This is a genomic window from Halobacterium sp. KA-6, from assembly GCF_021029015.1.
Lineage (GTDB): Archaea > Halobacteriota > Halobacteria > Halobacteriales > Halobacteriaceae > Halobacterium.
On sequence record NZ_JAJJZH010000012.1, the window covers coordinates 1 to 12,291 of the forward strand.

The 12,291-nt window shown below is 63.1% G+C and carries 12 protein-coding genes, 1 tRNA gene and 1 pseudogene; 5 read left to right on the forward strand and 9 right to left on the reverse strand.

Translation table 11 applies throughout. From position 1 onward, the window contains the following. Positions 1-179: 179 nt before the first annotated feature. A complete protein-coding gene (locus LPA46_RS16645) occupies positions 180-800 on the forward strand; it encodes a DUF6414 family protein (RefSeq protein ID WP_442908272.1) in 621 nt (206 codons plus the stop codon). Positions 801-1,018: 218 nt separating this feature from the next. On the opposite strand, the gene LPA46_RS16650 is transcribed toward LPA46_RS16645, so the two are convergent. Together LPA46_RS16650 and LPA46_RS16655 are read right to left on the reverse strand one after the other, a co-directional pair. Then, the gene (locus LPA46_RS16650) at positions 1,019-2,533 is read right to left on the reverse strand and encodes a hypothetical protein (protein ID WP_230893477.1); all 1,515 of its coding nucleotides are present in this window, start codon (positions 2,531-2,533) and stop codon (positions 1,019-1,021) included. Positions 2,534-2,677: 144 nt separating this feature from the next. Continuing rightward, positions 2,678-2,854 (reverse strand) — tRNA-Trp (locus tag LPA46_RS16655). A gap of 31 nt (positions 2,855-2,885) precedes the next feature. Between LPA46_RS16655 and LPA46_RS16660 the strand changes: the two genes are divergently transcribed. Next, entirely contained in the window at positions 2,886-3,251 is a 366-nt protein-coding gene (locus tag LPA46_RS16660) for a hypothetical protein (protein ID WP_230893478.1), read from the forward strand. Positions 3,252-3,288: 37 nt separating this feature from the next. Then, entirely contained in the window at positions 3,289-3,495 is a 207-nt protein-coding gene (locus LPA46_RS16665; RefSeq protein ID WP_230893479.1) for a hypothetical protein, read from the forward strand. Here the strand turns inward: LPA46_RS16665 and LPA46_RS16670 are convergent. Further along, complete coding sequence (locus tag LPA46_RS16670) at positions 3,492-3,716, reverse strand: DUF5795 family protein (RefSeq protein WP_230888648.1); 225 nt, start codon at positions 3,714-3,716, stop codon at positions 3,492-3,494. The two genes, LPA46_RS16665 and LPA46_RS16670, sit on opposite strands and share 4 nt — an antisense overlap. A 45-nt stretch (positions 3,717-3,761) precedes the next feature. Continuing rightward, positions 3,762-4,649 carry a DUF5794 domain-containing protein gene (locus tag LPA46_RS16675; RefSeq protein WP_230893480.1) on the reverse strand — a complete coding sequence of 296 codons (888 nt, stop codon included), beginning with the start codon at positions 4,647-4,649 and terminating at the stop codon, positions 3,762-3,764. 495 nt (positions 4,650-5,144) lie between these two features. On the opposite strand from LPA46_RS16675, the gene guaB reads away from it, so the two are divergent. After that, positions 5,145-6,644: an IMP dehydrogenase gene (gene guaB, locus LPA46_RS16680; RefSeq protein WP_230893481.1), complete on the forward strand. Its 1,500-nt coding sequence runs from the start codon at positions 5,145-5,147 to the stop codon at positions 6,642-6,644. 216 nt (positions 6,645-6,860) lie between these two features. Here guaB and LPA46_RS16685 read toward each other — a convergent pair whose 3' ends face one another. The 3 genes and pseudogenes from LPA46_RS16685 to LPA46_RS16695 all read right to left on the reverse strand — a co-directional run. Next, positions 6,861-7,280 (reverse strand): universal stress protein, encoded by a 420-nt coding sequence (locus LPA46_RS16685; RefSeq protein WP_230893482.1) that lies wholly within the window; start codon positions 7,278-7,280, stop codon positions 6,861-6,863. A 31-nt stretch (positions 7,281-7,311) separates the two neighbouring features. Continuing rightward, complete coding sequence (locus LPA46_RS16690; protein ID WP_230893483.1) at positions 7,312-8,754, reverse strand: PAS domain-containing sensor histidine kinase; 1,443 nt, start codon at positions 8,752-8,754, stop codon at positions 7,312-7,314. A 7-nt stretch (positions 8,755-8,761) separates the two neighbouring features. Further along, positions 8,762-9,379: pseudogene (locus LPA46_RS16695) on the reverse strand (ATPase domain-containing protein); the annotation flags it as partial. A 140-nt stretch (positions 9,380-9,519) separates the two neighbouring features. Between LPA46_RS16695 and LPA46_RS16700 the strand changes: the two are divergent. Continuing rightward, positions 9,520-10,773 carry an RNA-guided endonuclease InsQ/TnpB family protein gene (locus LPA46_RS16700; protein ID WP_230893485.1) on the forward strand — a complete coding sequence of 418 codons (1,254 nt, stop codon included), beginning with the start codon at positions 9,520-9,522 and terminating at the stop codon, positions 10,771-10,773. Here LPA46_RS16700 and LPA46_RS16705 read toward each other — a convergent pair. Both LPA46_RS16705 and LPA46_RS16710 read right to left on the reverse strand, forming a co-directional pair. Further along, positions 10,687-11,634 (reverse strand): ATPase domain-containing protein, encoded by a 948-nt coding sequence (locus tag LPA46_RS16705; protein WP_230893486.1) that lies wholly within the window; start codon positions 11,632-11,634, stop codon positions 10,687-10,689. The two genes, LPA46_RS16700 and LPA46_RS16705, sit on opposite strands and share 87 nt — an antisense overlap. Next, positions 11,634-12,242, reverse strand: a complete 609-nt coding sequence (locus LPA46_RS16710) for a response regulator (protein ID WP_230893487.1) — start codon at positions 12,240-12,242, stop codon at positions 11,634-11,636. Before LPA46_RS16710 ends, LPA46_RS16705 begins: the two co-directional genes overlap by 1 nt. Positions 12,243-12,291: the final 49 nt, after the last annotated feature.

A 12,291-nucleotide genomic window follows, 5' to 3' on the forward strand; every position in this document is an offset into this window, starting at 1 on the left:
CTCGTCAAGAGCGTTGACGAGGAAGTTAAGAAGCTGGTCCTCGTGGATTTCACCGTCTGCTTGCTGGGTTGTAGACACACCTTCAGCAAGCAGACGTCTCAACTAACCGGCTTTGTGATGTACTGATTGTAGGTGAAGTAAAGAACTACGGTGTCGTAGTTAAGGATGACACGCCGAAAATTGTCTCTAAAGAATATGCATCAGAGCATAATATTGACTATGATCGACTAAATATAGTAGGATTCGTTAACTCTGAAAAATTCTGGCAAGAAGAAACACGATTTTTATTTGAAGATGATGAGTACAGTGTTTATTGCCGATTAGAACACGGTGAAGTTATGGGTGACTGGATGCCGATTAAGCTGGCATCCGTAATCAGTTCTATTGACTCGGACCTTGGTGACTCAGTTCACGATCTCCCGGAAGCGTTTGAGATTCCGGATTCAGACCAAAGCAATAAGCAACAGAGTCAGATCCAGCTACGGCCTCGGTTAGAGAAGTTTATCGAAGATTTGCAGGATAAGGCCGACCTCGATATTGAACAGGGCCCCGTCGGCGACGTAGTAGATACAACTCTACAAGACACTGGAAAAACGACGACTCGACTCGAAGGTATCGAAGATGCGCTGGATCAACTTGAGCAGGAGATTGATGACCGTGGATACACTTACGAGCTGAGCCGTACAGAACGTAGTGATCTTATCGACAAGATTCTGGCATCCAACTTTGATGATCTCCATCCTGAGGAAAAAGATGACGAGTGGTATCTGGAAGTGAGCTTCACCGCGATTTATTGGTGATTATATTCCGGAATACCAGAGACTCGAACCGGAGGGGTTCGCACACCCGAACCTATTGGTAAATCTCTATCGTCGCCTGATGATTCATTTCTGCGCTGTCTTCGTCGATAACCGGCCGGAGCATATCCCACGCAGATTCTTCCGTACGCCAGAGCCGCTTACCGCCACCTACTGGACGGGTCACGCCCCGGCGTTTAGCCTGCTCGAGGATCGGCTTACTAACGGCTACCTCCTACCACCGCCACCGACAGCTCGGATCCGGGAGCTTCGACAGTTCCCGCTGGTGGGCCCTGAACCAGTGAGGATCGCTTCAGTTGTCGTAGCGGGCGGGATTGCTGGACATCGTTACGTCGGCCTCCAGCCGTCGCCGTCGGGGTCGTGGATATCACCCTGCTCGGCCACCTTCTCGAGCGTCGCCTGGACCTTGTCCGGCGCGTAGTCGTCCGAGAGTGCTGCGGAGAGCGCACCGTCGCCGACTGGAGCCATCTCGCCGACCGCCGTCCGGACGTCGTCAATCCGCTCCGCTTGAGTCGGCTCGTCGTCGTCGGCCGCGTCATCGATCCCGTCTGTCCGCCCTCAGTCGGCTCCTCAACGACTTTGATCTCGGACCCGGGGGATAACTCGATCTGCTTGTCGCCGTCGTACTCGCCGGCCTGAGCCCGCACAATCTGGATTGTCTTCCCAACGTACTGCTCGAGATCGTGGTCACCGTCCCAGTCAATCACATCAACGACGTCGAAACCCGCGACAAGCTTGATCTTGGTCCCGTCGCGGATCTTGGAGACGCCCGATTCAGAGACCATCCCCTGGACGGGCTTCGGGATGGTCGCTGTTGCGGTCTCCTCAAGTATATTCGTGATCGGCGTCTGACTCGGCTCGGCGGCGTTAGTGTCGGCCTCTTTGCCATCGTCGGTCTCGGAGTCGTCGACATCGATGAACGCAGCCGCTTGGAATCCTTGGAGTAGGTCGTCGGCCGACCGAATGTCGAGATATACGGCTTTTGAGCCGTTCTCGAGCCCGTTGATTTTGCGGTTGACATCCAGTACGTAGCTCTCATCTTCTCCCATCTTGTCACGGAAATTATCGAGATAATCCCGCTTGCTGAGGACCGTCTCATCGAGATTGAAATCTTGGATGTACCTCCGGACGGACGGGTAAGCGCTCGGCAGATGGAGCGATAAGCACTCTTTACCCCATTTTCGGCTGTTCACGACTCTGTAGTGCTCACCCTCGCTGAGGTAGTCGTCCTGAGCGACCGCAGTTACCAGCTCGACGTAGTCGTCGACGTGCTCCCGGCGGTGACCGTCCGGGCCGATCCGTTCGACGACGTGCTCGAGCCCGGCGATGAGATCCTCGACACTAGGCAGTTCGCCGGAATCGACTCCCATATCAGCCGCAAATGACTGATACAGCTTCATCCCGACACAGACTGTTATCAGTCCGTTCCGCTCCGATTCGCCGATATCTGCTGTAATTGCTTCGTCGACGAAATCGTCAGCTTCGGCCCAGGCCTCTCGGATTTTGCTGGGAGTTATTTGCCCAGTGAGCCATTTGTAATAGGCGATCGCGTACTGGCACAACTCGTGGTCCCGCAACCGATTGTAGGCGCCACGATACTCGTCCGCTGTTGAGCCGGTAGTAAAGTTCACCAGGACCGAGCGCCGGCGGACGGCCGACTCTTGGACCTCTTGCTCTCCAGAGAGGATTATGGGTGCCCCGGTTCGGTATTTCACCGACTCGAGGTTGGCTGTACCTTTTGTGATGGTTTTGCCCTTCGTCGCGTGCCGGAGTTGCTCATGCAACCGGTCGACCTTCTACGTCTTGAAAACACCAGACGCACCGATGTCTGGCGGTTTTGTGTGTCGGAAGTAAGGGTATGGGGCCGGAGGGATTTGAACCCCCGATCGACTGATATCTCCGGTGCGCCTCGGAACTCCAGAGGGTCGTCGTCGCGGACCGATGATCAGTCGGCCGCTCGGTATACCAGTCTGGAATTTCGTCCCGGGCGCGTGGCCTCTGGAGTCAGTCGCCATCCCTGGCTTGGCCACAGCCCCTCGCGTTCCTTCGTACGGTGATTTGTCCTAAGTGCGTTTCGATTCGGCGTCTCAGGTCACCACCGACAAGGGCCACCCGTCCGTATTCGAGGGCGTGATTGCACGCGTGTGGCGTGGGTGGACCGAGCCCGCCGACGCCGACGAGTACGAGGCGTTCGTGACCGAGACCGTGTTCCCGGACGCGAAACGCGACATTCCCGCGTTGGAGAGTTTCGAGGTGTTGCGCCGCGATGCGGGCGACGAGGTAGAGTTCGTGACTATCGCGCGATTCGCGTCGTGGGACGCAATCGAGGCGTTCGCGGGCGAGGACTACGAGACCGCGCACGTTCTCGACCGCGCGGAGGAGCTGCTCGCGCGCTACGAGGAGACAGTCGCGCACTACGAGGTTCTCGCGTAGCGATTGGTCTTTCCGAGTTGAGAGCGAACCCGGGGGCATGACCGAGTACCCCATCGTGGTCCGGGAAATCGGCGGGAAGATGCGACTCGGCGTCGAGGAAGCAGAGGCGCTGGACGCGGACCTCCGCGAGGTCGTCGCGGACGCCTACGAGCGAATCGACGTCCAGGACTGCGGGGACGGCGAAGTGGTCGGGCACGTAATCGCGAGCGGCGACGAAATAGAAGACGTGCGCTGGAGTCGCTAGTCTTCGCGGGCGCTCCACTCGCAGTCCTGGCACTTGTAGCCGGTGACGAACTCCGTCACCGAGGGCATGTAGCCGACCGAGAGGACGTCGCCGCCGCACTCGGGGCAGTCGCGGTCGGCGTCCTCGATGGGTTCTGCGTCCATCACGGACTCGCCTTCGACGAGCTCCGCGAGCTTCTTCGGGGTGACCATCCGGCCTTCGACGACGCGGTTGTCGGACATACCGGCGGGACGGCCGCGGGCGGCTAAAGACTTCTCCTCGCTACCTCACAGCCAGGGCGCGCGTTCTTCGGCGCCGTCTTCGCCGGGGTAGCCGTAGGCGGCTTCGTCGTCGTCGGGGTCGCTGCCGCCGTCGGGCGTCGCGGCCGGTGCGGCTGCGCCGTCGGGGCCGTCGTCGGCGGCTGGCGGGACATCTGGGGTGTCGACGTCGGCTTCCTCGGGGTCGAACGCGAGGAGGCCGGCGACGGCGAAGACGACCAGCGGCGCCTGCGAGGGCACGAGCCCGAACACGGAGAGTGCGAGCGTGCCGAGCGCGACGGCACTCCCGAACCGGAAGCGGTCGATGTCGACGACCTGGCGGAGGTACGGCTGGAGTGCGACGACCGCGAGCGCGAAGCCGACGGCGACGCCGCCGGCGGCTGCGGCGCGCAGCATCAACACGGGGTCGGACTTGAACACGAGTTCGGCGCCCGCGGGCTGGACGCTTGCGACGAAGCCGAGGCCGATGATGATGCTGGGGGAGGGGAGGTAGTCGCCGATGGTGGAGCTGGCGGTCTTTGCGGCGATGGCGAGGATGACGATGGCGGCGAAGCGCTCGAACGTCGGGATGTCGACGACGGTCGCGATGGTGGGCGCGAGCGCTGCCTCGGCGGCGGCGACGAGTATTAGCGGCGTGCCGACGACGAGGACGGTGATGGCTTGCGAGCGCGGGTCCTCGTCCATCTCCGCGAGGATGACCGCGAGCGTCGCGCTCCCGCCGAAGACGAGCAGCCCAATCTGGGCGATGCCGATGTAGGTGTCCAGTTCGCCCGCGAGCACGAGGGCGGCGAAGATGCCGTCCACGAGCGGGAGCAGCATGACGGTCGCGAGTAGCCGCGTGTCGCCGCCTACGCGTTGCTCTAGGCGGAGGGCGACGGGGTGGCGTGAGCTACTCATGAACTACCGGCCTAACCTAGACGAACTTTGGTTGGCCCGGCGATGCGGGGACGCGCGCGGCGTCGAGAGCGCGAGTGCCGGCGTTCCGAGCCAGAATGTGTCCATCAGTTTGCCGAAAAATGTGCGTGCGGCGGAGTCGACGGTGTGGTTACCGGCGGTACGCACTGCCTCGGGACTGATGGAGTCCATATGTACAACCATTAGGGTCGGATGCATAAAGATTGCGTGAGAGACGGCCGCATGTGATAGCGGACCAAAACCTGTCTTTAAGTACCGAACTACTGTCCGTCGGAACTCGTTGACGATGGTCGGAAATACGACGATACACGTAGGGAAATTCTGACGTTCGTCGGTCGAATCCGTACTCGCTGTGCGTTCGTGGGATACTGCGGCGGCGATACACGGACGTGCTGGGACTGGGGTAGCCACGGGAGTGGTTCACGCACGTTCGCCCAATCTCGGAACGTTTTTGCCACCGGCGACGCGACGATTTACATGGCGCACGACCCTTCAACGGACGGCCGATTCTCCGAGAAACTCCGCGTTCCAGAGGCGTTGACCTTCGACGACGTGCTCCTCCGCCCCGCGGAGAGCCGCGTCGAACCCGACGACGCCGACGTCAGCACACAAGTCTCCACGAACGTCTCGCTGAACACGCCGATTCTCTCCGCGGCGATGGACACCGTCACGGAGTCCGACCTCGCCATCGCGATGGCCCGCGAGGGCGGGCTCGGCGTCCTCCACCGCAACATGGACGTCGAGGAGACCGCCGCCGAAGTCGAGCGCGTGAAGCGCGCGGACGAACTCGTCATCGACCGCGAGAACGTCGTCACCGCGACGCCCGAGCAGACCGTCAGCGAGGTCGACCGCATGATGAGCCACGAGGGCGTCTCCGGCGCGCCCGTCGTCGACGACGACGACCGCGTGCTCGGCATCATCTCCGGGACGGACATCCGCCCGTACCTCGAGGTCGGCGAGTCCGACACGGTCCGCGAGGCGATGACCGACGAGGTCATCACCGCCAGCGAGGACGTCGACGCCCGCGACGCCCTCGAACTCATGTACGAGCACAAGATCGAGCGCGTCCCGCTCGTGGACGACGAGGACCGCCTCGTCGGCCTCGTCACGATGCAGGGCATCCTCGAGCGCCGCGAGCACGAGGACGCCGCTCGCGACGAGGAAGGCCACCTGCGTGTCGGCGTCGCTGTCGGTCCCTTCGAGGAGGACCGCGCGACCGCCGCCGACGACGCCGGTGCCGACGTGCTGTTCATCGACTGCGCGCACGCCCACAACAAGAACGTCATCCAGTCCGCGCGCGAAATCAGCGAAACCGTTGAGGCCGACGTCGTCGTCGGGAACGTCGGCACCAGCGAGGCCGCCGCGGAAATCGTCGACTTCGCCGACGGCATCAAGGTCGGCATCGGGCCGGGCTCCATCTGCACCACGCGCGTCGTCACGGGCGCCGGCATGCCCCAGATTACGGCCGTCTCCGAGGTCGCCGACGTCGCCCACCCCGAGGACGTCCCTGTCATCGCGGACGGCGGCATCCGGTACTCCGGCGACGCCGCGAAAGCAATCGCCGCGGGCGCCGACGCCGTCATGCTCGGTTCGTACTTCGCGGGCACCGAGGAAGCCCCGGGCCGCGTCATCACGATGAACGGCAAGAAGTACAAGCAGTACCGCGGCATGGGCTCGGTCGGCGCGATGCAGTCCGGCGGCGGCGACCGCTACCTCAAGGAAGAAGACGAGGACGAGGAGTTCGTCCCCGAGGGCGTCGAGGCCGCGACCCCCTACAAGGGCCCGCTCTCCCAGGAACTCCACCAGCTCGTCGGCGGCATCCAGTCCGGCATGGGCTACGTCGGCGCCGAAACCATCCCGCAGTTCAAAGCGGACGCGGAGTTCGTCCGCGTCTCCGCCGCGGGCCAGACCGAAGGCCACCCTCACGACGTGATGATTACGGACGAAGCACCCAACTACAGCCCGCAGAACGAGTAACGTAGCCAGCGCCGCGCTGGCCGCTCAGAGTCCTTTTCCGTCGACTTCGCAACGCGGACTACAATACTGGTTGGCGGCCGCTTTCGAATCCTCGAACGCTTTGAAGTCGTCGCCACACGTCTGGCATTCGTACGTTTCGAACGCCATGTCTGGGGGATGCGACGGCTCGGAAAAATGCGTTATGGTCGCGGTCCTTCGAGCGGGAGCGGGCCGCGCTTAGGCTTCTTCGCCGGTCACGACGACCGGGCGGTCAGCGTTCAGGATGACCGACTGCGTGACGCTGCCGAAGATGGCCTTCCCCGCGGGCGAGCGTTTGCGCCCGCCGAGCACGATGGCGTCGACGTCGTACTCGTCGGCTTCCGCGATGATGTCGTCGGTGGTGTCCCCAGAGTCGTCCCGAACCTGGACGTCGACGCCCGCGTCCTCCAGGAACTCCTGTGCGCGCCGCACCGACTGGATGCGGCTCGCGGACTTGAACTGCTGGACGTCCTCCGGGAGATCTTCGGAGTCCCCAGTGAACACGAACAGTACGATAGCTTCGACGCTTTCGGCGGCGTCGGGCAGGTTCGCCACGTATCGAGCCTGCGCGAGTGCGCGATCTACGTCGTCGTCGACCGGTACCAGCACGCGGTACATGGTCCCCACGACGTCCGACGGGGGCTTAAAACTACGCGCGTTCGACGGACGGATCGTCGCCGTCCAGCACGCCACGGAGTTCGAAGCGCGCGCCGCCACCGTCGGCGTCGGTCGCGCTGACCGTCCAGCCGTGCGCGTCCGCAATCTGCTTCACGATGGCGAGCCCGAATCCGGTGCCGTGATCGGCGGTTGTGTACCCGGACTCGAACAACTGGCCGCGGTCGACGCCGGCCAGCCCGGGGCCGTCGTCGGCGACGTAGACACCGCGCCCGTCGTCGGTCACCCCGACCTCGACGGAGACGCCCGGGCCGCCGTGCTCCACGGCGTTCCGGAACAGGTTCGCGAACACCTCCTGGATGCGGGCGGGATCCCCCGACACCGTTCGGTCGGTCAGCGCCGAGTCGACGTGGAGCGTCGCGTCCGCCGTCGTCACGCTGGCCCACGAGTCGGCGACCAGTCCCGCCAGCGGGACGGACGACCGCTCGCCGATGACGCTGCCCTGCCGGGCGAGCTGGAGGAGCTCCGCTATCATCTCGGTCATGCGCTCGTGAGCGGTCTCCACGCGTTCGAAGGCTTCCGGGTCGCCCGTGCGTTCGGCCTGGTCGAGCCACCCGCAGGCGATGCCCAGCGGGTTCCGCATCTCGTGGGCGAGCACGCCCGCGAACTCGTCGAGCCGGTCGACCTGCCGCTGGAGCTCCCGCTCGTGGTGGATGCGCTCGGTGACGTCCCGGAGGATGAGAATCCGGTGGCCCGGCTCGGTGTCCAGGTCGTTCCCGTTGCACTCCACGTAGCGGCGTTCGGTCGCCGTCTGCACGGGGATGACCGTCGACTCGTCGCGGTCGCCATGCCGGGACGCACGCATCTCCTCGACGGACGCAGGGTCGAACGCGTCGAAGGCGTCCAGCGGGCGACCGTGGCACTCGCCCGTGACGTCGACGAGGTAGCGGAACGCGGCGTTGCTGTCCACGACGAACCCGTCAGCGTCGACGACTATCGCGGGGTCGGGGCTCGTCTCGAACAGCGTGCGGAAGCGGTCCTCGCTGGCGGCGAGTTCCCGGGAGAGGCCGCGCCGCGACAGCAGCCCGCGGATGCGAGCGTGGAGGACTGCCTTCTGGACCGGCACGGAGACGACGTCGTCGACGCTCGACCAGACGTCCGCGGCGGTGCGCAGGTCGTCGTTGGACACGAGCAACAATACTGGACAGAACAGCGACTCCTCGCGGTTGCGGTAGGCGGCGACCCAGTCGGCGTGGCTGTCGTAGGCGCCCTCGTCGAGCAACAGCAGGTCCGCGCGCTCGGCGACGTCATCGAACGTGACGCCCTCGGTCGCCGGCGTGAGCACGTCGTAGGTCGCGTCGAGCCACTCCGTGAGGAGCGCGCGGTTCTGGTCGTGTGAGAGCACCGCGCCGATGCACAGCGGTTCGTCGTCCACGAAGACCCCCTCGGACTGCTGTTCCGTGTGGGGGCCCGACATAGCGGGGTTAGGAATCCGACGCTCCGTCGTTCACGAATTCCGGGGTCCCGGTCAGCAGGCCGCGCAGATTCGTGAGGGGTTCGCCGACTTTGATGCCGTGTTTGGTTATCTCGAGGGGGCGCAGCGTCCGCTCGAAGTCGCTGGTGCGCTTCTTGAGCACGCCGATGACTTTCCGGAGTTCGCCCTCGACCTCGACGTGGCGCAGGAAGACGATGTTGTCCGCGAGGTAGCTGATACCGACCTCCGTCGGCTGGAAGTCGCCCGTGAGGTGGCCGACTTCGTCGACGAAGACGATGGTCACGCCCATGTTCTTGAGGTAGCGGCCGAGCGCGTGCAGCCGCCGCACGAGCGTCTCGTCGTCGCCCGCGAGCGCGAGTTTGTACCCCTTGATGCCGTCGATCATCACGATTTCGGTGTCGCGCTGTTCGACCTCCTCGCGCACCATGCTCGCGAACTCCTGGGGCGTCAAGTCAAGGGGGTCCATCTCTTCGATGGCGAGCGTGCCGCGGTCGACCATCTCCTCGACGGGGATGTTGACGGCTTCCGAGCGCGTGAGGAACGTCGTTCGGCTCTCCTCGAAGAGGTAGACGACCGAGCGCTCGCCGCGGCCCGCGGCCTCCTTCATAGAATTTCGAGGCGGAAACCCACGGCTTTAGCCGTGGGAGGAAGCCGACTCTCTCGGGACACGACCCACGGGTACCGCCAGGCCGACTCCCAATCGAGAGTCAATACTATTAAATAGTATTTTGACTAAATGTGAATTACGTGCTGAACCGGAACTGTGAGGTGAAACTTGACGTCCTTGCGGACGGAGATACGCTCCTCGATGAGACGTTCGAGCAGTTCCGCCACGCAGCACAACACGTCGCAGACTGCGGCTGGAGTACCAACCCGGCAAACATCGAGACGAACAAGAATACGCTGAACGACGCCACGTATGACGACGTTCGCGAGCAAACCGATCTCGTCGCCAACCACGTCCAAGCCGCCCGATCGCTTGCAGCAGAAGCCCTCGATTCCTGCAAGGAACTCTACTTCGAGGAAGATCAACCGATCAGCAAGCCCACGTTCCGCGGCTCCGTGATCGTCTACGATAGCCGAACCATCACGTTCAACGACGACCACTGTACACTCTCAACAATTGACGGGCGCGTCACTGCTGAATACGTCTTCCCCAAAGACACGAGTAACACGCCCTTCGAGACGTACTGGAACAGCGACGAGTGGGAGAAATCCAGTGCGACACTGCACAAGCGCGACGACACGTACTACCTGCACGTGAACTTCCAGCAAGAGCCAGAGACGGACACATCGACAGTCGAGAACGGAACGGTTCTCGGCGTCGACCTCAACGTCGACGGCTATCTGGCAGTCACCAGCACCGGGGCATTCCTCGGCAACGCAGACTATCTCAACCACAAGCGGGACGAGTACGAGCGCAAGCGCGGCACCCTACAACAGACAGGCACTCGATCGGCTCATCTCACACTCAAGCGTATCGGCAATCGATTCGGCAACTGGAGCGAGGACTACCTGCACCGAGTTGCCCTCGCTATCGTTGGTGAAGCGCGGCGCCACGACTGTGACGCCATCGCGTTTGAGAACCTGAAGCAGATTCGGGAACGAATCTCGAACGGGAAGAAGTTCCAGCAGTGGGCGTTCAAGCAACTGCAGGAATTTGTCGCCTATAAAGCCGAAGACCACGGAATTCTTGTTGACGATGTCCGCCCACAGTACACGAGTCGACGGTGTAGCCATTCTGCGTGCGGATTCACGCACAAGGAGAATCGTCGTGGGGATGAGTTTGCGTGTCTGAAGTGTGGGAAGGAACTTCATAGCGACTATAATGCCGCCCGAAATATTGGGTGGCGACTTGTCCAGCACTGGCTCAAGTCTGGGGCTGGACGCGCGAATTGTCAGGTCGCGCTGAAGTCAGGGACAGTAAACGGGAATGGCGATTATTCGCCTGCCGAGAGTATCGGCCAGACCGGGAGTCCACTGACAAGCCCACCGCTTTAGCGGTGGGTCCCTGACGAACTGCGTGCTCGTGGTGGTCTTGCCCGCGCCGCTGGGGCCGCTGATGACGCTGACCGTGCCGCGTTCGAGCCCGCCGTGCAGCAGTTCGTCCAGTTCCGGGACGCCCGCGGAGATGGACTCGGAGACGAACGTCTGCTTGTACTCGCCGGGCTGGAGTTCCGGGAACACCCGAACGCCGTCGTCGGTGATGCGGAACGTGTGTTCACCGCCCTGCGTCGCGGATCCGCGGAACTTCGGGACGGATATCGTGCGCGTCTCATGCGTGCGTTCGAGGTCGAGCGTCCCGTCCGCGATGAATTGGATGTCGTCGTCGGGGTTGTTGGGCGTCGCCTGCGAGGTGAACAGGACGGTCCCGTCCTGCTCGCCGAGGAACTGCTGGAGCGCCAGCACCTGCTTGCGGAACTGGTACTCGTCCCCGGAGAGGTACCGGAGCTGCGTGATGGGGTCGATGAAGATGCGTGCTGGGTCCAGTTCCTCGATGCGCTCGACGATGGCCTCGTTGAACGCGTCCGCCTCGACTTCCTCCGCGGCGAAGACGCTGTACGACTGGCTCTCGGTGAACACCTCGCTCTCGGGCGTGAGGCTCAGGTACTCGACGTCGTCGAGGTCGAAGCCGACCGCGGCCGCGTTCGCCTTCACGTCCTCGACGGACTCCTCTAGGTTGACGTACAGCACTGTCTCGCCGTTCTCGACGCCCGCCGTGAGGTAGTGATAGCCGAAGATGGTCTTCCCGGTGCCGGGTTCGCCGCGCGCGAGGTACGCCCGCCCGGGGACGAACCCGCCGTTCAGCACCGCGTCGAGGCCGTCGATCCCCGTCGAGACGCGTTCCTCGATACCAGGCATCAGATGCTCCCTCCGTCGGCGTCACGGACGTCCCCGTCGGCGTCCTGTTCGATGCGGTGGAGTTGTGCCTCGAAGTCCTCGTCGTCGAACTCGCTGGCGAGCGTGTCCGTCTCGCGCTCCAGCGATTCAATTTTGGCCTGCAGCGCCTCGTACTTCGGGTCGCTGGTGGCGTCGTCGCCGTACTGCGCTTCCAGCGCGGCGCGCTTCGTGACCAGTTGAAAGTACCGCTGAACCGCGGTGTCGTGGTGTTTGCGCGTTAGCAGCGTCTCCACGACGTCGTGGATGTCCTCGTTCGTCACGGGCTTGGTGAGGTACGCGTCGAAGCCCATCTCGACGATGTCGAAGTCCGGGTCGACGGCGGTCACCATCGCCACCCGGCAGTCGAGGTCGCGCTCGCGGACCTCCGTTAGAACGGCGTCTCCGGAGAGGTCCGGCATTCGGCGGTCCAGCAGGACAACGTCGATTGAGTCGTCGAGTGAATCGAGCGCCGCCTGCCCGCTGTAGGCGGTCCGCACGGTGTAATCGGGCGACAACCACGCGGTGAACAGGTCGGCGAGGTCCTTCTCGTCGTCGACGACGAGGACCACTGGTGTGTTTTCTTGGTCCATAAGCGGCAACGTGTTCTGGTTCTTCAGAGACGGGGACGACGTTAAGTCG